Source organism: Nonomuraea sp. NPDC059007 (assembly GCF_042740555.1).
GTDB lineage: Bacteria > Actinomycetota > Actinomycetes > Streptosporangiales > Streptosporangiaceae > Nonomuraea.
On record NZ_JBHYJD010000002.1, the window covers coordinates 18,914 to 38,097 of the forward strand.

Below are 19,184 nucleotides of genomic sequence, written 5' to 3' on the forward strand. Positions count from 1 at the left end.
TACACGGCAGTCAGCGATGATGCGAACTGGTTCCAGGCAATCTCAGGGTCACCTCGGCACCCGTGTCCGTGTTGCCGAACTCCAGGTCAGCACCCAGCATCCGGGCCTGCCCGGCGGCGATCGTCAACCCCAGCCCGACCCCCGTCCCGCGGGCGCTCGCACCGCTGGCGAACCGCTGAGGACCATGTTCTCGCAGTACGGCCAGCATGTCCGCGGGGAACCCCTGCCCATGGTCCGCCACCCGCACCGTCGTGCCGTCCACCGTGACCGTGACCGGCGGACGCCCATGACGTACGGCATTGGCCACGAGATTGGCCAGAACGCGCTCGACCCGCCGCGGATCGGTCTCCACCTCGACATCCCGCACCACCACCAGCCGCACCCCGTCCCCGGCGCCGCCACCCGGCGGGAGATCGTCGTCAAGGGAGTGGGCGGCGGTGATGGCCCGGCGGGTCAGGGCGCTCAGCAGGCGGCGCTCCAGGGCTGGCCGCTCCGTGTGGGCGTCCAGGCGGGCCACTTCCAGGATGTCTTCGACCAGCCTCCCGAGTACGGCGGCGCGGTCGCGGACCAACTCGGTGGGACGTCCGGGAGGCAGCAGCTCGGCGGCGGTCATCAGTCCGGTGACCGGGGTACGCAGCTCGTGCGCGATGTCGGCCGTCACGCGGCGCTCCGCCTCCAGCCTGGCCTGGAGCGCGTCGGCCATCCGGTCCAGCGCCCTGCCCACCGCCACGACCTCGTCCCCCCGCCGAGCGCCCCCTGCAACGGAAGACGGTCGCGCCACAGGCGGGGGCGGGAAGACGCGGGCGGTCAGGTCGCCGGACGCGATGGTGGCGGCGGTCCTGGAGACGTGGCGGATGCGGCGGCTCAAACCCGTCGCCACCGCGATCCCCGCCAGGCATGCCACCACCGTGGCCAGCGCGCCCGAGGTGAGCAGGGTGCGGTCGAGGGCGGCGAGCTGGGCCCGTTCGGGGTGGTAGGGGCGGGTGAGGGAGACGGTCTTGCCGCCCAGGGTGGTGGCGGCCCACAGGGTGCCGCCGTCCAGGTACGTGGCGCGCACGGGGCGGGTGGTGATCTCGCGGGACAGCGGCCCGGGGACGGGCCCGACGGTCAGGCCGGCGTCCTGACCCTCCGCCTGGCGGGCGAGGAGCGACTGGAACTGGGCGTCGAGCGTACGGCGCGCGGTGTCGAGCTGGGTGTCGGCGGTGCGCAGGTGAACGAGGAGCCCGATGGCCGTGGCCACCGCCACCGCGGTCAGTGCCAGCGACAGGGCGATCTTCAGGCGCAGGCTCATGAGCGCCTCAGCTTGTAGCCGAACCCGCGGACGGTCTCGACCCGGTCGTTGCCGATCTTGTAGCGCAGGCGTTGCACGTGTACGTCGACGACGCGGGTGTCGCCGTCCCAGGCGTAGTCCCAGACGTTCTGCAGCAGTGTGTCCCGGGACAGGACGATCCCGGCGTTCGCCGCGAACTCCAGCAGCAGCTTCAGCTCGGTCGGGGTCAGGGACAGGAGGGCGCCGTCCCGCCGTACCTCCATGGACTGGGTGTCGACCGTCAGGTCGCCGAACGTGAGGACGGCGGGGGCGCTCGCGGCGGCGGCGCGGCGCAGGACGGCGCGGATGCGGGCGTGCAGGACGCCCAGTTCGAAGGGTTTGGTGACGTAGTCGTCGGCGCCGGCCTCCAGGGCGTTGATCACGTCGATGGCGTCGGACCTGGCCGAGATCATGATGATGGGGACGTCGCCCTCCTGCCTGATGCGCCTGGCCAGGCTGACGCCGTCGAGGTGGGGGAGCATCACGTCGAGCAGGGCCACGTCGGGAGCCTGGCGCTGGAAGGCGGACAGGCCGGACAGACCATCCGATGCCGTGCGTACGGCCAGGCCGTGGCGTTCGAGGGCCAGCTGGGTGGCCTCGCGGATCACGGCGTCGTCCTCGACGAGCAGGACGTCGGTCATCGGGGCGGCACCTCCAGCTTCTGGTCGGTCAGGTCGTCCTCGATCTTGTGGCCGGAGGTGACGGTGAAGCGGGCGTAGTAGCCGGTGCGCTCCAGCCGCGTCAGGCCGCTGAGGGTGATCGTGGCCGGGTAGCCCTTGGTCGCGCAGCCGGGCAGGCACCAGGTGCCGCTCAGCTCGCCGGTGCCCACGGCGCGCTCACCGCCCCACGACTGCCAGCGCACGCCGTTCATGCTGCTGAACTCGGTGAGCGCGAAGTCCGACGGGCGTTGCAGGGCGTCGCCCATGTAGGCGACGACGTAGACGGGACCGCGGGACTCCGACGGCGGCGCCGGGCCCTCGACCCGGACTCCACCGGCGGTGCCGCAGGCCGCGGTCAGGGCGAGCGCGAGGAACGTCAGAGCCTGTTTTCGCATGTCAACGAGGGTAAGGCGGCGCCTGTGTCGGTTATCCTGCGGCTTTGTAACGGCGGTTCATCGGTAGCGCGATCACTTCGCACAGGTCGGCCAGATCCACATGCTTGGCGACGTCGGCCACGGACAGGCAGTCGGCGATCAGCCAGCCGTTGCGCCGGATCCGGAGCACCTGGCGGCCGGCCCGCGTGGCGGGGACGACCTCGTAGCCGCGGGGGCCCACCCATCGCCTGTCCATAGCGGCACAGAGTAGACCTCAGGACTCTCAATTTTCACGCAGCGACTCATGCCTCCTGGGCATCGTGCGTTCAGAACCGGTAGTAGCCGGCGAAGCCCTTCTTGTCGGCGATGTCGTCGATGCGGACCTCGGCGCCGGTCTCGGGGGCGTTCATCATCTTCCCGTTGCCGAGGAAGATCCCGACGTGGTGCGTCTTAACGCGCTTTTTCGTGATTTTTCCGAAGTAGACGAGGTCGCCGGGCTGCGGGTTCTTCACCCGGTACATGCGCCGCACGTGGTCGTCGGTGTTACCGGGACCGAGTACGTCGGAGCCGTGCGCCAGCGCGTACACCCACCTCGTGAACCCCGAGCAGTCCAGCCCCTTGGTCCTGGCGGCGGGACAGGGCCGGATCTTGCCCTTGTAGCCGAGGCAGGTGCCCTTGGACGGGCCCGGCTCGTCAGCGTGCCCGCCGCCCCAGGAGTAGGTGATGTCCTTGCGCTCGATCTCGTAGGCGAGCCTGACGATGTCCGGCGCCACCCACTCCCTGATGGGCGCGGAGGCGGTGGCCAGCAGCAGTACCAGGGCAAGGGCGGGCAGTAGTCCCCGCCGCAGCCGCCCCGACACCCGCCCACGCCTCCGTATTAATAGGGAAAGTCGGGATACATCCTCATGCAAAAGCCGCAAGATCGCGCGGCTCAGCGGGCCTTCAGGTCCAGTTCCACCGTTCCGACCGTGAACCGCATCCCCACGCTTCCCTTGGCCGGCGCCTTGGTGGTGAACGTCAGCCGCACCTTCTGTCCCCGGTTCAGCTTCGCCACCGTGCACTTCACGGCCGTGCCGCTGAACTTGCAGCCGGGCGCCTTGACGACCTTCTGCCCGCCGTACGCACGACCGGAGATCTTGATCGTGCCCGCGGGGTGCGGGCCGGTGTTGGCGATCGTGATCGTGTACGAGCGGCGGCCCTTCGCCTGGCCGGACACCGTCAGCTCGACCGCGGCGATGGCCAGCTCTCTGAGCTCGGACTCGCTGCCGTTGAAGGAGTTCTGCCCGCCGGCCAGCGTGCCCTTGTCGGCCGACTGCCAGAACGTGTGCCGCTCCCAGCTCTTCGGCAACTCGCCCGGATCGGCGCCCCAGCGGGCCAGCCAGAGCGGGTTGGCCTTGAACTTGGCGGAGTCGCCGGTGCACGTCTTCCACCAGCTCGTCGTGGTGTAGATGATCGCCTGGCGGCCGGTGCGCTGGTGGTAGCGCTTCGTGAAGTCCTTGACCCACGTGACCATGTCCTTGGGGGACAGGCCGTAGCAGTTGTCCTTGCCGTTGCGGTCCTTGTAGGGGTTGTCCTCCAGGTCGAGCACGCCCGGCAGCGTGACGCCGTCGCCGGTCCAGCGGCCGCCGTTCTGCACGAAGTACTCGGCCTGGGCGGCGCCGTCCGACTCGTGCGGCTGGGCGAAGTGGTACGCGCCCCGGACCAGCCCCGCGTCGGCGGCGCCCTCGAACTGGGCGGAGAACGTGGGGCTGACGAAGTCGCCGCCCTCACTGGCCATCACGAACGCGAACTTCGCGCCGCCCGCCGCGACACTCGCCCAGTCGACCTCGCCGGTCCAATTGCTGACGTCGACACCGGGCACGCCGTCGACGGCCTGGGCGGGTAACGCGTTCGCGCCGTAACCGACCGCGGCCAGCGCCGCGGCCACCAGAACACGCTTCACGAGAGGCCCCCTTTTCACCGATGAGGGCAAGATTTTCGCGGAGTACGGAAGGGCCCGCAACCGCTCTTCGCGGCATAGTCGAAAATTTCTTGAAATCCCAGGTCGGAGCGCTATTTCGAACGGCGGCTTACATAGCGTTTCCGCAGGTCAGCGCCGTATGTGAATGTAGTGTTCGCGTTTGCCTAAACCTCGCTGACCTGCGCAAGCTTGGGGAAATCCGCCCGCCTCCCAAGCAAGGGGCTGTTTGCCATGCCCATCATCAGCGCCCGGGGACTCACCCGGAGCTTCACACTGAAACGAAAAGAGATCGTCGACGCCGTACGCGGGATCGACCTCGACATCGAGGACGGCCAGCTGGTCGCCTTCCTGGGCCCGAACGGCGCGGGGAAATCGACCACCCTGCGTATGCTCACCACGCTGCTGCCGCCCACGAAGGGCAGCGCCACGGTGGCCGGGCACGACATCGCCACCGACCCGTCCGGCGTACGCGCCCGCATCGGCTACGTCGGCCAGAAGAACAGCGCGGGCGAGAACTACCGCGTCCGCGACGAACTCGTCGCGCAGGGCCGCTGCTACGGCCTGCACATCTCGCAGGCGCGCCGCCGCGCCGACGAGGTGCTCGACATGCTCGACCTCACCCATATGGCCAAGCGCCAGCCGGGCACGCTCTCCGGCGGCCAGCGCCGGCGCCTCGACCTCGCGATCGGCCTGGTGCACGAGCCCAAGCTGCTCTTCCTGGACGAGCCGTCCACCGGCCTCGACCCGACCAGCCGCGCCGAGGTCTGGTCGCACATCCTGCGCCTGCGCGAGGCGATCGGGATGACCATCTTCATGACCACCCACTATCTCGAGGAGGCCGACGCCATGGCCGAGCGGGTGATCATCATCGACAACGGCCGGATCATCGCCGACGGCACCGCCGAGCAGCTCAAGAACGACCTGGCCGGCGACCACATCATCCTGACCACCCCGGACGCCGCCCGCGCCGCCGAGCTGACCGGCGGCGAAGCGGACGGTGGCACCGTGAAGCTGCGCGTCGCCAACGCCCCGGCCGCGCTGCCCGAATGCCTCAGAACCCTCGACGCGCACGAGATCAAGGTCACCGCCGCCGAGACGAAGCGCCCGACCCTCGACGACGTCTTCCTCGCGCTGACCGGAAGGAGCCTGGCCGATGATGACGTTCCTGCGTGACACCGCGACGGTCTTCACCAGGGAGTTCACCCCGTCGCTTCGGCAGCCGACGAACCTGGTCTTCGAGATGTTGCAGCCGCTGCTGTTCCTGTTCCTGTTCGGATCGCTGCTGAAGGGGGCGACGGACACCACGTGGCAGTGGTTCGTGCCCGGCATCCTGGTCATGATGTGCCTGACCGGGCCGATGGGCTCCGGCTACAACCTGCTCACCGAGGCGATCGGCGGCTCGCTGGAGCGCCTCATGGTCTCGCCGCTGAACCGCACCGCCATGCTGGTCGGCCGGACGCTGAAGGAGATGGCCGTCCTGTTCCTCCAGGCCGTGCTGATCATCCTGCTGGCGCTGCCGCTCGGCTTCGAGCTGCACCTGGCCGGGGTGATCCTGGGGATCGCGCTGCTCATCGTGCTGGGGGTGGGGCTCGGGTCGCTGTCGTTCGTGCTGGCGCTCAAGTCGGCGCCGGACGGCACGATGTTCTATCTGGTCACGCAGTGGGCGTTGTTCCCGCTGCTCCTTCTGTCGGGAGTGCTGCTGCCCGTGGACTCCGGCCCGACGTGGTTGCGGATCGTCGGGTACGTGAACCCCGTCAAATATCTCGTCGACGCCCAACGTTCCCTCTTCTCCGGCCAGCTGGGTGATATCTCTGTCTTGTACGGCGCAGCGGCCGCCGGCCTGGTAGCCCTGATCGGCCTCTATGCCGGAAACAGGGCGATGCGCAAGGGCATCTAGACCCCGGAAGGGGTGACGACATGTCGAGCGAGCGCGACGACCTCGTCCAGACGCTGGACAAGCACCGCGGGTTCCTGCGCCACACGGTCCAGGGGCTCACCGATGAGCAGGCGGCCCGCACGCCCACGGCCAGCGCGTTGTGCCTGGGCGGCCTCGTCAAGCACGTCGCGAACGTCGAGGAGCGCTGGGCGCGCTTCGCCGTCGGCGGTGCCGAGCACATGGAGAGCGTGCCCGTCGACTGGGAGGGGCAGTTCAGAATGGACGCGGGCGACACGCTCGACGCCCTGCTCAAGCACTACGAGTCGGTGGCTCAGGCCACGAACGAGCTCGCCCGCACGCTCGACCTCGACACCTCGCACGCGCTGCCCACGGCACCGTGGTTCGAGCAGGGGGCGCGCTGGTCGGTCCGCCGCGTGATGCTCCACATCATCGCCGAAACCGCCCAGCACGCCGGCCACGCCGACATCATCCGCGAGTCCATCGACGGCCAGAAATCGATGGGATAAGCCTTAAGAGCGCACTATCCGTTACGGCTCCGCCACCCCTGCGGATAACCCCCTAAAGGCGGACTATCCGTTACGGCTCCGCCGCCCCACCCCCACCCGCCGCCGTGGGCGGGCGCCGATCGTGGGGATCGCTTCTCACGCCGGACGTGGCGCCCGCCGCAACGGCGCCACGTCAACCGGCCAAGTGGTCAACCCCCTCCAAACCGCCCTGGTGGTTGAAGCCTCCCAAGGTCGGTCAGGTCGTCGAGAAGGTCAAGGGCTGACTGCGAGGAACAGGAATGCGGCGAACAGCACCAGGTGAACGCCGCTCTGCAGCAAGGTGGCCCGCCCCGGCACCACGGTGAGGGTGGAGACGCCGACGGTCAGGGCGAGCAGGACCATGTGGGTGCCGCCGAGCCCGAGCACCAGCGGCCCGTCCAGCCAGATGGACGCCAGCGCGATGGCCGGGATCGTCAGGCCGATGCTGGCCATCGCCGAGCCGAGCGACAGGTTGAGGCTGATCTGGAGCTGGTCGCGCCTGGCCGCCCGTACCGCGGCGATGGTCTCGGGCAGCAGGACCAGCAGCGCGATCACCACGCCGACGACGGCGTGCGGCAGCCCGGCCTCGGAGACGGCGCTCTCGATGATCGGCGACTCGACCTTGGCCAGGCCGACGACGGCGACGAGGGCGATCAGGAGGAGGCCGAGGCTGGCGGTCGCGGTTCTGGTGGTCGGCCTGGGCGCGTGGGCGTCCGGGGGCATGGCCTGGCCGTCGTGGGTGACGGGGAGGAAGTAGTCGCGGTGCCGTACCGTCTGGGTGAGGACGAACAGGCCGTAGAGCGCGAGCGAGGCCACGGCGGCGAAGGCGAGCTGGCCGGGGGAGAACTCCGGGCCCTGGGCGCTGGTCGTGAACGTCGGCAGCACGAGGCTGAGCGTGGCGAGCGTGGCCACGGTGGCGAGCGCGCCGCCGGTGCCCTCGGCGTGGAAGGCCACGACCCGCCGCCGGAGCGTGGCGCTGAGCAGCGACAGTCCGACGATGCCGTTGCAGGTGATCATGACGGCGGCGAAGACGGTGTCGCGGGCGAGCGTCGCGGTCTTCTCGCCGCCGCTGATCATCAGGCTGACGATCAGCGCGACCTCGATCACCGTGACCGCGACCGCGAGCACCAGTGAGCCGAACGGCTCGCCGACGCGGTGCGCGATGACCTCGGCGTGGTGCACCGCCGCCAGCACCGCCGCGGCCAGCAGCACCGCGACGATGATCGCGACGGCCATCGGCGGTTCCCGTCCCCATGTCAGAGCCAGCGCCAGAAGTGCGAGGAGAGGGACGGCGGTGGTCCAGTTGAGGAAACGGCGCATGGTATAGATCATGCCCTAAGTGGAGTGTCTGTTCACTTCTGTCCGGTTGGGCAATCGGGCATCATCCGTGCTCAGGGTCATCGTGCGGCAATGCCGGGGCCGTCGTGGGTCCGGGCGGTTCATGATGGAGTCGAGACGGCGACAGCCGAACCTTGTTCTGTTACGGTCGGGTCAAAAGCTCAGGAACGCGTGAAGGGGCACGAATGGCCTTGAACCGTGATTTCGTGGGGCGGTCGTATGCGTCCGCCGCGCCGTACGAGGTCAGCCGGGTGAAGATCCGCGAGTTCGCGGCGGCGATCGGCGACCACAACCCGATCTACCGCGACCGGGACGCGGCGCAGGCCGCGGGACATCCGGACGTGGTGGCGCCGCCCACCTTCCCCATCGTGTTCAGCCTGCAGAGCGGCGGTGAGGCGCTGGCCGACCCCGAGCTGGGGCTGAACTTCGCGATGGTGGTCCACGGCGAGCAGCGGTTCGAGTACGCGCGGCCGATATATCCGGGCGACGAGCTGGTCACCCGGTCGACGATCACCGACATCCGCAGCGCCGGGCGCAACGAGCTGCTCACGATCAGGAGCGAGGTCAGCACCGTCGCCGGCGAGCCCGTCTGCACCACCTACAACACCATCGTCGAGCGTGGAGGGGCGGCCTGAGATGACGGCGACGGTCAAGTACGACGAGGTCGAGGTCGGCCAGCAGATCCCCGCGGCCGACTACCCCGTGCGCCGGCTCAACCTGGTCATGTACGCGGGCGCCTCCGGCGACTTCAACCAGATCCACTGGAACGAGCGGTTCGCCAAGACCGTCGGCCTGCCCGACGTCATCGCGCACGGCATGTTCACGATGGCGCAGGCGGGGCGGTTCGTCACCGACTGGGCCGGCGATCCCGGCGCGGTGGTCGACTACGGGGTGCGGTTCTCCTCGATGGTGGTCGTGCCCGACGACGACGAGGGCGCGACGATCACCGTCAGCGGCGTCGTGGAGGAGAAGCTGGAGGACAAGCGGGTCGTCATCGCTCTGGTGGCCAAGTCCGCGGACGCCAATGTGCTGTCCAAGGCGCGCGCGGTGGTTCAGCTGTCCTGATAGAGGCGGCCTGTCCTGGGGTAGGGCGGTCGGTATGAGTGAAGTGCCGCACCACGTCATCGAGCTGGCGGAGCAGCGCGTGAAGGCGAGGGCGGAGCGCGACTACGCGCTCGCCGACGAGCTGCGCGCGCGGATCGAGCGCGCGGGGTGGCTGGTCAAGGACGCCCCCGACGGCTACACGCTGAGCGAGAAGCCGCCCTACACCATCTGGCCGACCGTCCGCTCGATCCCGATCAGCGCCGTCACCGACGCCCGCCCGCCCCGCCACCTCAACCCGCGGGCCGTCGCCCCCACCTCGGGCACCGGCCGCGACACGACCGGCGGCGACACGGGCTCCCACGCGGGCTCCGGAGCAGGCGCGGGGGCCCAGGAGGATCCCGCCGCCGAGCTGGGCTTCTCCGGCGACCCCGGGCCGAGCGGGACGCCAGAGGACGACATGCTCCACGCGCAGCGGATCTGGGACGCCAGCCTGGCCGCCAACCGGCTCGACGACGCCGGGGTGAACCAGGAGCGGCAACGCGCCGAGATCGCCGACGTCACCGTCTCGGCGGGGCTGATCGCCGACGGCCGGCCGGACGACGTGCGCGCGTGTGTGGAGGCGTTGCTGGAATACACCGACGCCGCCGTGCTCGCCCTCGACCTGGGCAACCGGGACGGCGTGGGCGACGTCCTGCACGAGTTCGCCGCCCGGCGGCCCGAGCGGGTGACCGTCTGGCACGTGGCCGAGCTGCCTCACTGGTTCGGGGGGTCGGCGGGGTGGGGCGCCTGCCGTACGGCATTGATGCGGTTGGACACCTCGGACGTGCACGTCCTGATGGAGACCTCCACGATCCTCACGGGCGACGCGCTCGCGCCGCTGACGGCGGCGATCCAGCACGGCGCGGTCGCGGCCGGGTGGAAGGGCGCCGACCCCGACGCGGACGGCCACACGTGGCACGAGGCCGGTCCGGGACGGGTCCGCGCGCTCATGGGCTACCTGATGGCGGTACGGCGGGCAGAGGCGCTGGCCGCCATGCCGCAGGACGCCCGCTACTACCGCAACGCGGACCTGGAGCTCTCGCTCGGCCTGGACGGCGAGCTCGTGGTGCCGCAGGAGACGCTTCCCGTGCACGGCCTGCGCCACCACGGCTACCACGACGTCGACCAGGACTACCGCGAACGCGAGTCCCGCCGCACCTACGACCGGGTCCTGCGCCTGCTGCGCTCCTCCTGACGCGGGCGCCGGGTGCCGCGCATCGCGGGGGGCTCATAAGCTAGGGCCCCATGGAGATGCTGGCGCCGTACACCACGCTGGGCCTGGGCGGCCCGGCCCGCGAGTTCGTCGAGGCCGGTACGGCGGAGCAGCTCGTCTCCTTCGTGGCCGAGGCCGACCGGGACGGGGTTCCCACGCTGGTGCTGGGCGGCGGCAGCAACCTGGTGGTGCCCGACGAGGGCTTCGACGGGCTGGTGGTCAAGGTCGCCTCGACCGGGGTGCGGGCCGAGCGCGACGGCGGGCAGGTGCTGCTCACGGTCGAGGCGGGCGAGGACTGGGACGCGCTCGTGGCCCGCGCGGTCGCCGAGGGCTGGTCCGGCATCGAGTGCATGTCCGGCGTTCCTGGCCTGGTGGGGTCCACGCCGATCCAGAACGTGGGCGCCTACGGGCAGGACGTGTCGCAGACCGTCCGTTGCGTGCGGGCCTACGACCGCAAGACCCGGCAGGTGGTGGACATCGAGGCGCGCCGGTGCGGGTTCTCCTACCGCGACAGCGCGTTCAAGCGGGACCTGTCGCGGCACGTGGTGCTGGGTGTCACCTACGTCCTGGACATCTCCGACCTGTCGGGCGAGGTGGCCTACAAGGAGCTGGCCGCGCGCCTCGGGGTGCCGATGGGCGAGCGGGTAGGACTCGCGGACGCCCGCGCGGCCGTCTTGGCCCTGCGCAGGAGCAAGGGCATGGTGCTCGACCCGGAAGACCCCGACACCCGCAGCGCCGGGTCGTTCTTCACCAACCCGATTCTGACCCCCGGCCAGGCCGCCGAGCTGGAGCTGCGCGCGCCCGGCCATCCTCGCTGGGACCTGCCCGACGGCACGGTCAAGGTGCCGGCGGCGTGGCTGATCGAGCAGGCCGGCTTCCCCAAGGGGTACCGCCGCGGGCCCGCCCGCATCTCCACCAAGCACACGCTCGCCCTCACCAACCCCGACGGCTCGGCCACCGCGGCCGACCTGCTGGCGCTGGCCAGGGAGGTGCGCGACGGGGTCGTGGAGAAGTTCGGGGTGCGGCTGGTCAACGAGCCGGTGATGGTCGGCTGTGAGCTCTGACACCCTCGCCCGAGGAACATTCGCCGGGTTCCGCCTGTTAAAGTTGCCGAGATATTCCGAAGGGGAGTAGTCCCGAATCACGTGATCGACACACTGGCGTCTCGACGCCCGGTCACGTGGGCCTTCACAGGCGGACGAGACCTTCGGCCTGGCTGTCATGCCGGGCCGAAGAGTCGTGCCCCTGCAGGCGCTCCGGTCCGGTTCGTAGGAATGAGGACCGTTGGAAGCGTTCTGGATCAGTCTTGTGGCCATTTTCGTGGCGGAGCTGGGTGACAAGAGCCAGCTGATGGCGATGACGTTCGCCACCCGATTCAAGGCCTGGCCGGTATTGGTCGGCATCACCATCGCCACGACCGTCGTGCACCTGTTCAGCGTGGCCGTCGGCGGGCTCATCGGCGACGCCCTGCCCACCACCGCGATCTCCGTCGCCGCGGGTATCGCCTTCCTCGGCTTCGCGTTGTGGACGCTGCGCGGCGACGAGCTGACCGACGAGGAGTCGAAGAAGGCCCAGCGCACCACCAGGAACGCGATCATCGCGGTGACGGTCGCGTTCTTCCTGAGCGAGCTGGGCGACAAGACGATGCTGGCCACGATCGTCCTGGCCACGCAGCACGGCTGGCTCGGCACCTGGATCGGCTCCACCGTCGGCATGGTCGCCGCGGACGCCCTGGCCATCGTGGTCGGGCGGATCCTCGGCAAGCACCTGCCGGAGAAGGCCATCCGCTACGGCGCCGCCGCGGCGTTCGCCGTCTTCGGCATCGTCCTGCTGGCCGACGCCATCTGGTAGCTCAGGACGACAACAGCGACAGCCGGTACGCGGCCGCGGCGGCCTCGCCCCGGCTGGAGACACCGAGCTTGGCCAGGATGTTGGAGACGTGCACGCTGACCGTCTTCGCCGAGATGAACAGCTCGGCCGCGATGTCGCGGTTGCTGCGCCCCAGCGCCACCAGCCGGAGCACTTCCAGCTCCCGGGGCGTCAGCAGCTCCGACGTCGCCGACGGCGCGGAGGCGCCGCCCACCCGCCGGCTGAGCATCTCGATCTCCTCCAGCAACGGGCTGGCCCGCAGCGCCTCGGCCAGCGGCTGCGCGACCCGCAGCCGCGTGGCGGCGCCCTCGCGGTCGCCCGACTGGGCGGCGATGGTCGCGGCGTGCAGGAGCGCCTTGGCCTGGGCGTGCGGGCGGCGCAGCCGTTCCCACGCGGCCGCGGCGGCGTCGAAGTCGCCGGTGTAGGTCAGGCGGTAGGCCTCGGCGGGCGGGCCCGAGATGCGTAGCGTGGCGGCGACCTCGGCGGCGTGGCCGCGTACGTGCTCGGACAGCGTAGGGTCGAGGGCCTCGGCCTGGTCGCAGACGTGGCTGATGAGGGAGAGCAGCCGCCAGCCGAGCGCCGACTTGCTGGACTGCGACGGCCGCGACAGCACCCGGTGGGCGACCTCCAGCGCCGACTCGGGCTCGCCCTTCAGCAGGTGCCAGCCCATGTGCAGGCGGGAGCTTGACGTGATGTCCTGGACGAAGTCCTCGGGACGTTCCTTGAGCACGCCCAGCTCGGACAGGTTGCTCTCCAGCGTCGACAGGTCGCCGCGCGACAGCGCGATGTCGGCCTGGACGCGCAGGATGTGGTGGCGGGTGCGCAGGCTGGGGCCGAACCTCAGCGAGCGTTCCGCGGTCTCCAGCGCCTCGTCCCAGCGGCCGAGAAGTTCGAGCGCCTCGGCACGGTTGTTGAGGATGAAGACGCCGATGGTCCTGATCAGGCCGTACTTCTTGGCCATGCGCTCGCCCTCGTAGGAGAGTTCGAGCGCCTCTTCCGAGCGGCCGAGGTCGTTGAGCGCGTCGATGTTGTTGCCGACGGAGCGCAGGATGAGGCGGGGCGAGTCGATGCGCTCGCCTATCGCGCGGGCGAGCTGGTTGGTCTCGTACTGCGCGATGCTGCCGCCGGCCATGGCCTGGCCGAGGGCGAGGTTCATGAGGAGCTCGCCCTCCAGGTGCTCGTCGCCGATGTCCCTGGCGATGAGCAGGCCCTCCTCGCACCTGGCGGTGCCCTCCTCGACCTCGCCCTGCAGCATCAGGTGCTGGCTGAGCTTCGTCAGCACCTCGGCGCGCGGGTGGCTGTGGTCGGGAACCAGCTCCAGGGCCTTGTGGAAGTCCTCGACGACGCCCATCTTGCCTTTGGCGATCTTGAACCCGGCCCAGCGCACCATGAGCATGGCCACGCGGTCGGGCTGGGTGACCTCGTCGAGCCCGGCGAGCGCCGCCCGCACGAACTTCACGCCGCGATCCACCTCGGCGCTGTTGGCCGCGGCCAGCGCGGCCTTCTCCAGCACGTAGGAGTGGTCGGCGTCGATGCGCCCGGCCGCGCCCGGCACCTTGTCCCAGAGCATGAGCACGCGTTCGAGCAGCGGGATCGCCTCGGCGTAGGCGAAGGCCTTCATCGACTTGCGGGCCGCCTCCCAGGCGGAGATGAGGGCCCATTCGTCGTCGCGCGCGCCGTACCAGTGGTGGGCCAGTTCGACGGCGGCGCGACCGGGCGGGACGAGCTTGCGGTCGCGGGAGATCTCCTCGGCGTAGCGCGCGTGCAGCCGCTGGTGCTCGCCGGGCAGAAGCTCCTCGTGTACGGCTTCGCGGATCAGCGCGTGCCGGAAGACGTAGGCCCGGTTGTCGGCGATCTGCAGCACGTTCCCCGCGATGGCGGGGCGCAGCGCGGACTCCAGTTCCAGGTCGGACAGGCCGCTGACGGCGGCGAGCAGGGCGTGGCCGATCCGGATGCCGCCGGCCGCGGCCACCCGCAGGACGCGCTGGGTCTCCTCGGGCAGGCGCTCGACGGCGCTGAGGATGAGGTCCTGCATGGAGTCGGGAAAGACGCAGTCGCCGTCGGGGTCGTCGAGCAGCGCCTCGACGAACAGCGGGATGCCCTCGCTGCGCTCGAAGACCTTCTCGACCCTGGCGTACTCGGGGGTCCGGCCCAGGATGCCGGTCATCTGCTCGGCCACCTCGTCCTGCGACAGGCGGGGCAGGTCGAGCCTGAGCACGCCCCTGACCCGGCTCAGCTCGGCCAGGACGGGGCGTAGCGGGTGCTGGCGGTGCAGGTCGTCGGATCGGTAGGTGAGCACGATCAGGACCTGGGCGGCGGCGAGGTTGCGGCTGAGGAAGGCGATGAGGTCGCGGCTGGAGCGGTCGGCCCAGTGGATGTCCTCGATGAACAGGACCGTGGGGCGGGACTCGGCGAGGCGCTCCAGCAGGGTGAGGAACTGCTCGAACAGCCGGGCGCGGCCGGTGTCGGTGTCACCGTCGACGGTGGGCTCGCCGAACTCCGGCAGGAGCCTGGCCAGGTCGCGTTCGGCGCCCTCCGGCAGGAGACGGGCGATCCTGGCGGTGCCCATCTCCCTGACGAGTTGCCTGAGCGCGGCGGTGAACGGCGCGTAGGCGAGGCCGTCGGTGGACAGTTCCACGCAGCCCCCGAAGAGCACGTGGGCGCCGTCCTGGGCGGCCCGATCGGCGAACTTCTGCACCAGCCGGGTCTTGCCCACACCGGCTTCGCCGCCGAGCAGCACGGCCGTGGCGGTGCCCTGCCTGGCCGCGTCCATGGCGTCGGCGAGGTGGGCGAGTTCCGCTTCCCGCCCGACGAAGACGGGACTCACCATACGTCCCAGCATGTCATCCAGCATGTCATGCCTTACCTGTAGCTTTCGCCGCATTTATGGAGGCGCTGACCAGAGGCGGAAGGGCTCTCGCGTCGTCCAGGCTTCGGCCGGAGGCGGCGGGGTTCGGGGGTGGTTTGGGAGACGTTCCCGTGGGGTCAAGGGGGGTGTGAGGCCCGGCCGCGAGGGAGGGTGCGGCCGGGCACTCTTGCGGGGGTCATGACGCGCGGTGCTTGCCGAAGACCGAGCGGCGCTCGGACTTGTTGCGGCGCTCCGCCTCACGTACCCTGCGGTGCTCGGCGGCGGCCCGCCGAAGCTCACTGGCCTGGCTCTTCATCAGCTGGAAGTCGAGCTCGGGGTTCATTTCCTTCTCCTTTGTCGTCTGCACCCCTAACACTCCTCCTAAGGCCCACCCAGCCACATCGGTCGGATGCCTTATCTCTTGCCGAACCATCGGCTTACCCCTACCTAGGACATGCCTGCCACCCGCCTAAGGCAGGCCACGATGATGGCCCATGAGACGCATCGCGATCGCCGCGCTGGCGCTGTTCTCGCTGGTGGCGGCGGCGCCCGCCGCGGCTCGGGAAACGGGCTGGCGGGTCTCCAGGACGGACGGGTCCCTGGGCGGCTATCAGGACGTGGGCGCCACCGGCGGCGACGACGCCTGGGTGGTCAGAACCGGGCAACCCCTGCTGCGATGGAACGGCAAAGCCTGGCGGAACACGGCGGGCGGGGCGGTGCCGTACCTGGTGACGGCGGCGGGACGGGATACGGCCTGGCAGTTCGTGCAGAGCCCGGCCCGGGTGGATGCCCGCCAGCTGACCGGCGGCAAGTGGTACGCGCGCCCGATCGAGGCCGAGGGCGCGCACGCGACGGCGGCGCTGGCCACGGGGCCGTCGGAGTGCTGGGCGGCGGGGCTGCGGCTCGGCCCGCGCGGGCTGCGCGACGTGGTGTGGCACTGGACGGGCAGGCGCTGGACGGAGGTGGCCGCCCCGCTGCCGATCACCGACTTCGCCGCCTCCTCCCCGAAGGACGTGTGGGCGCTCAGCAGCCTGGGGGCCGAGTCGCCCGCGCACGCCGCGTCGGTCCTGCGGCTGACGGACTCGGGGTGGCGGCGCTCGCCGGTGCCGTCGATCTCCCTGCCCAGCCGGTCGCGGGTCGGCGACGCCTACGCGGAACTGCACGACATCGTGGCGCTCGGGCCGGACGAGGCGTACGCCGTGGGCGGAATCTCCTTCATCATCGGCGAGGAACGGGTCATGCGTGAGGCCGTGGTGCTGCGCTGGAACGGCACCTCCTGGGTCCGGCTGGCCCACCGCCCGGCCGGGACCTCCTATACGAAGGTCGCGCCGGACGGCGCCGGAGGGTTGTGGCTGGCCACGAGGCGCCAGGACCTGCCGGACGTGCTCACCCATTACCAGGGCGGACGCTGGACGCGGACCCCGGTCGGCAAGGTCACGCTCAACGGCCTGGCCAACGTGCCGGGAACCAGGACGATGTGGGCCACGGCCGAAGCGCGTGAGGCTGGAGTGACGCGTCAGCTGATCCTCAGCTATCGGTGACCTGATCCGGTTTGGAGGTAGCCTGCCCGGTCGGCGATGCTGTGGGGGTGTCAACTGTGACTACCTCGCTCGCGGACGTGGCGGCATCCGCCACCACCCTGCGGGCCTTCCTGCACGGCCTGCCCGGTGTCGACCGGGTCGGCGCGGACCAGCGAGCGGCGATGCTCGGCACCCGATCCATCAAGACGACCGCGAAGGCGCAGGCCATCGACCTGGCCATCTCCATGGTCGACCTCACCACGCTGGAAGGCGCGGACACGCATGGCAAGGTGCGGGCGATGTGCACCAAGGCGATGCGTCCTGGTGGCGGCGCGCCTCGTGTCGCGGCGGTCTGCGTCTACCCCGACCTGGTGGCCGTCGCCGCCGAGACCGTCAAGGGCTCGGGGGTGAAGGTCGCCTCGGTGGCGACCGCCTTCCCGAGCGGGCGCTCCAGCCTGGAGGTCAAGGTCAGCGACACCGCGCTGGCCGTGGCGGCGGGCGCCGACGAGATCGACATGGTGATCGACCGCGGCGCCTTCCTGGAGGGCGACTACCTCAAGGTCTTCGAGGAGATCGTCGCGGTGAAGGCCGCCTGCGGCCAGGCGCACCTGAAGGTGATCCTGGAGACGGGCGAGCTGGCGACCTATGACAACGTACGGCGCGCGTCCTGGCTGGCCATGATCGCCGGCGCCGACTTCATCAAGACCTCCACCGGCAAGGTGGCCCCGGCGGCCACGCTCCCGGTGACGCTGATCATGCTGGAGGCCGTGCGCGACTTCCGCGACGCCACCGGCCGCCAGGTGGGCGTGAAGCCCGCGGGCGGGATCCGCACCACGAAGGACGCCATCAAGAACCTGGTCCTGGTCAACGAGACCGCGGGCGCGGACTGGCTGACGCCCGAGTGGTTCCGGCTGGGCGCCTCCTCGCTGCTCAACGACCTGCTGATGCAGCGAGAGAAGCTGGCCACCGGCCGCTACGCGGGCCCCGACTACTTCACCTTGGACTGACGATGGCCTTCGAATACGCGCCCGCGCCCGAGTCGCGCGATGTCGTCGACATCAAGCCGTCCTACGGGCTGTTCATCAACGGCGAGTTCGCCGAGGGGTCCGGCGCCCCCTTCAAGACGATCAACCCGGCCAGCGAGGAGAAGCTCGCCGAGATCGCCACCGCCACCTCCGACGACGTGGACCGCGCGGTCCAGGCCGCGCGCAAGGCGTTCGGCGTCTGGAGCGCGCTGCCCGGCTCCGAACGGGCCAAGTACATCTTCCGCATCGCCCGCATCATCCAGGAGCGGGCCCGCGAGCTGGCCGTGCTGGAGTCGCTCGACAACGGCAAGCCCATCCGCGAGTCGCGGGACGTGGACGTGCCGCTGGTCGCGGCACACTTCTTCTACTACGCGGGCTGGGCCGACAAGCTGGAGCACGCCGGGTTCGGCACCAAGCCGCTGGGCGTGGCCGGTCAGGTCATCCCCTGGAACTTCCCGCTGCTCATGCTGGCCTGGAAGATCGCTCCGGCGCTGGCCTGCGGCAACACCGTCGTACTCAAGCCGGCCGAGACGACCCCGCTGACCGCGTTGCTGTTCGCGGAGATCTGCCAGCAGGCGGACCTGCCGCCGGGCGTGGTCAACATCGTCACCGGCGCGGGCGAGACCGGCGCCGCCGTCGTGGCACACTCCGACGTCGACAAGGTCGCCTTCACCGGCTCCACCGAGGTCGGCCGGATCATCGCCCGCACCGTCGCGGGCACCGACAAGAAGCTCACGCTGGAACTCGGCGGCAAGGCCGCGAACATCGTGTTCGAGGACGCCGCCATCGACCAGGCCGTCGAGGGCATCGTCAACGGCATCTTCTTCAACCAGGGCCACGTGTGCTGCGCCGGCTCGCGGCTGCTGGTGCAGGAGTCGATCCAGGACGAGCTGCTGGCCGCGCTCAAGCGCCGCCTCGGCACGCTGCGGCTCGGCGACCCGCTCGACAAGAACACCGACATCGGCGCCATCAACTCCGCCGAGCAGCTGGCGAAGATTCGTGAAATGTCGGAAATCGGGGACTCGGAAGGCGCGGAGCGCTGGTCGCCGCCGTGCGAGCTTCCGGCCAAGGGGTTCTGGTTCCCGCCGACCCTCTTCACCGGCGTCGCCCAGTCCCACCGCATCGCCCGCGAGGAGATCTTCGGGCCGGTGCTGTCCGTGCTCACCTTCCGCACCCCGGCCGAGGCCGTGGAGAAGGCCAACAACACCCCGTACGGGCTGTCGGCCGGCGTCTGGACCGAGAAGGGCTCGCGCATCCTGTGGATGGCCGACCGGCTGCGCGCCGGAGTGGTGTGGGCCAACACCTTCAACAAGTTCGACCCCACCTCGCCGTTCGGCGGGTACAAGGAGTCGGGCTACGGCAGGGAAGGCGGGCTCGCCGGGCTGGAGGCCTACCTCGATGTGTGAGCACAAGCGTGGCAAACGCAGGGCCCGCCGCGGGCAGGCCACCCGGGGACACGCCTTCGCCAGGGCCGGGCGGCCCGGCCGTACCGGGTGGTTCGCGCACCGCTGCGGCGTCAGCAGGTGCGGTCAGATCTTCGCTCCTGTGCAACTGACCCAGGAGAT

The 19,184-nt window shown here is 70.4% G+C and carries 20 protein-coding genes; 11 read left to right on the forward strand and 9 right to left on the reverse strand.

What is annotated here, in order from left to right:
- Positions 1 to 10 precede the first annotated feature (10 nt).
- The 6 genes from ACFWY5_RS02680 to ACFWY5_RS02705 all read right to left on the reverse strand — a co-directional run bounded on the left by ACFWY5_RS02680 (position 11) and on the right by ACFWY5_RS02705 (position 4,284).
- Positions 11 to 1,291 (reverse strand): ATP-binding protein, encoded by a 1,281-nt coding sequence (locus ACFWY5_RS02680; RefSeq protein ID WP_379615300.1) that lies wholly within the window; start codon positions 1,289 to 1,291, stop codon positions 11 to 13.
- Positions 1,288 to 1,950, reverse strand: a complete 663-nt coding sequence (cseB, locus tag ACFWY5_RS02685; RefSeq protein WP_379615298.1) for a two-component system response regulator CseB — start codon at positions 1,948 to 1,950, stop codon at positions 1,288 to 1,290. The genes ACFWY5_RS02680 and cseB overlap by 4 nt, the downstream gene beginning before the upstream one ends.
- Positions 1,947 to 2,363 carry a hypothetical protein gene (locus ACFWY5_RS02690; protein WP_379615295.1) on the reverse strand — a complete coding sequence of 139 codons (417 nt, stop codon included), beginning with the start codon at positions 2,361 to 2,363 and terminating at the stop codon, positions 1,947 to 1,949. The genes cseB and ACFWY5_RS02690 overlap by 4 nt, the downstream gene beginning before the upstream one ends.
- A 31-nt stretch (positions 2,364 to 2,394) precedes the next feature.
- Positions 2,395 to 2,598, reverse strand: coding sequence for a transposase (locus ACFWY5_RS02695; protein WP_379615293.1), 204 nt, complete (start codon positions 2,596 to 2,598; stop codon positions 2,395 to 2,397).
- A gap of 70 nt (positions 2,599 to 2,668) precedes the next feature.
- Positions 2,669 to 3,202, reverse strand: coding sequence for a C40 family peptidase (locus tag ACFWY5_RS02700; RefSeq protein WP_379615291.1), 534 nt, complete (start codon positions 3,200 to 3,202; stop codon positions 2,669 to 2,671).
- Positions 3,203 to 3,273: 71 nt separating this feature from the next.
- On the reverse strand, positions 3,274 to 4,284 hold the full coding sequence (locus tag ACFWY5_RS02705) for a GH25 family lysozyme (protein WP_379615289.1): 1,011 nt from the start codon (positions 4,282 to 4,284) through the stop codon (positions 3,274 to 3,276).
- A gap of 255 nt (positions 4,285 to 4,539) precedes the next feature.
- Here ACFWY5_RS02705 and ACFWY5_RS02710 point away from each other — a divergent pair, with 255 nt between their 5' ends.
- Genes ACFWY5_RS02710 through ACFWY5_RS02720 form a run of 3 tightly spaced genes read left to right on the forward strand, consistent with a single transcriptional unit; the run spans position 4,540 to position 6,705 of the window.
- On the forward strand, positions 4,540 to 5,475 hold the full coding sequence (locus ACFWY5_RS02710; RefSeq protein WP_379615453.1) for an ATP-binding cassette domain-containing protein: 936 nt from the start codon (positions 4,540 to 4,542) through the stop codon (positions 5,473 to 5,475).
- The gene (locus ACFWY5_RS02715; RefSeq protein ID WP_379615287.1) at positions 5,456 to 6,199 is read left to right on the forward strand and encodes an ABC transporter permease; all 744 of its coding nucleotides are present in this window, start codon (positions 5,456 to 5,458) and stop codon (positions 6,197 to 6,199) included. Before ACFWY5_RS02710 ends, ACFWY5_RS02715 begins: the two co-directional genes overlap by 20 nt.
- A gap of 20 nt (positions 6,200 to 6,219) precedes the next feature.
- Positions 6,220 to 6,705, forward strand: coding sequence for a DinB family protein (locus ACFWY5_RS02720; RefSeq protein WP_379615285.1), 486 nt, complete (start codon positions 6,220 to 6,222; stop codon positions 6,703 to 6,705).
- Positions 6,706 to 6,957: 252 nt separating this feature from the next.
- Here ACFWY5_RS02720 and ACFWY5_RS02725 read toward each other — a convergent pair whose 3' ends face one another.
- Complete coding sequence (locus ACFWY5_RS02725; RefSeq protein WP_379615283.1) at positions 6,958 to 8,043, reverse strand: calcium:proton antiporter; 1,086 nt, start codon at positions 8,041 to 8,043, stop codon at positions 6,958 to 6,960.
- A 203-nt stretch (positions 8,044 to 8,246) separates the two neighbouring features.
- Between ACFWY5_RS02725 and ACFWY5_RS02730 the strand changes: the two genes are divergently transcribed.
- The 5 genes from ACFWY5_RS02730 (at position 8,247) to ACFWY5_RS02750 (ending at position 12,208) form a co-directional block, all read left to right on the forward strand.
- Positions 8,247 to 8,696 carry a MaoC family dehydratase N-terminal domain-containing protein gene (locus ACFWY5_RS02730; RefSeq protein ID WP_379630370.1) on the forward strand — a complete coding sequence of 150 codons (450 nt, stop codon included), beginning with the start codon at positions 8,247 to 8,249 and terminating at the stop codon, positions 8,694 to 8,696.
- A gap of 1 nt (position 8,697) precedes the next feature.
- Positions 8,698 to 9,126 (forward strand): MaoC family dehydratase, encoded by a 429-nt coding sequence (locus ACFWY5_RS02735; protein WP_379615279.1) that lies wholly within the window; start codon positions 8,698 to 8,700, stop codon positions 9,124 to 9,126.
- A 34-nt stretch (positions 9,127 to 9,160) separates the two neighbouring features.
- Positions 9,161 to 10,339 carry a hypothetical protein gene (locus ACFWY5_RS02740; protein ID WP_379630371.1) on the forward strand — a complete coding sequence of 393 codons (1,179 nt, stop codon included), beginning with the start codon at positions 9,161 to 9,163 and terminating at the stop codon, positions 10,337 to 10,339.
- Positions 10,340 to 10,389: 50 nt separating this feature from the next.
- Positions 10,390 to 11,421, forward strand: a complete 1,032-nt coding sequence (locus ACFWY5_RS02745) for a UDP-N-acetylmuramate dehydrogenase (RefSeq protein ID WP_379615275.1) — start codon at positions 10,390 to 10,392, stop codon at positions 11,419 to 11,421.
- Positions 11,422 to 11,641: 220 nt separating this feature from the next.
- Positions 11,642 to 12,208 carry a TMEM165/GDT1 family protein gene (locus tag ACFWY5_RS02750; protein ID WP_379615273.1) on the forward strand — a complete coding sequence of 189 codons (567 nt, stop codon included), beginning with the start codon at positions 11,642 to 11,644 and terminating at the stop codon, positions 12,206 to 12,208.
- Position 12,209: 1 nt separating this feature from the next.
- Here ACFWY5_RS02750 and ACFWY5_RS02755 read toward each other — a convergent pair whose 3' ends face one another.
- Both ACFWY5_RS02755 and ACFWY5_RS02760 read right to left on the reverse strand, forming a co-directional pair.
- On the reverse strand, positions 12,210 to 15,068 hold the full coding sequence (locus ACFWY5_RS02755) for an AAA family ATPase (protein ID WP_379615271.1): 2,859 nt from the start codon (positions 15,066 to 15,068) through the stop codon (positions 12,210 to 12,212).
- 202 nt (positions 15,069 to 15,270) lie between these two features.
- Positions 15,271 to 15,417 (reverse strand): hypothetical protein, encoded by a 147-nt coding sequence (locus tag ACFWY5_RS02760; RefSeq protein WP_379615269.1) that lies wholly within the window; start codon positions 15,415 to 15,417, stop codon positions 15,271 to 15,273.
- A gap of 151 nt (positions 15,418 to 15,568) precedes the next feature.
- Here ACFWY5_RS02760 and ACFWY5_RS02765 point away from each other — a divergent pair, with 151 nt between their 5' ends.
- The 3 genes from ACFWY5_RS02765 to ACFWY5_RS02775 are packed head-to-tail and all read left to right on the forward strand — an operon-like array spanning position 15,569 to position 19,025.
- Positions 15,569 to 16,615 carry a hypothetical protein gene (locus tag ACFWY5_RS02765; protein WP_379630372.1) on the forward strand — a complete coding sequence of 349 codons (1,047 nt, stop codon included), beginning with the start codon at positions 15,569 to 15,571 and terminating at the stop codon, positions 16,613 to 16,615.
- A 56-nt stretch (positions 16,616 to 16,671) separates the two neighbouring features.
- Positions 16,672 to 17,601 (forward strand): deoxyribose-phosphate aldolase, encoded by a 930-nt coding sequence (gene deoC, locus ACFWY5_RS02770; RefSeq protein ID WP_379615265.1) that lies wholly within the window; start codon positions 16,672 to 16,674, stop codon positions 17,599 to 17,601.
- Positions 17,602 to 17,603: 2 nt separating this feature from the next.
- A complete protein-coding gene (locus ACFWY5_RS02775; RefSeq protein WP_379630373.1) occupies positions 17,604 to 19,025 on the forward strand; it encodes an aldehyde dehydrogenase family protein in 1,422 nt (473 codons plus the stop codon).
- Positions 19,026 to 19,184: the final 159 nt, after the last annotated feature.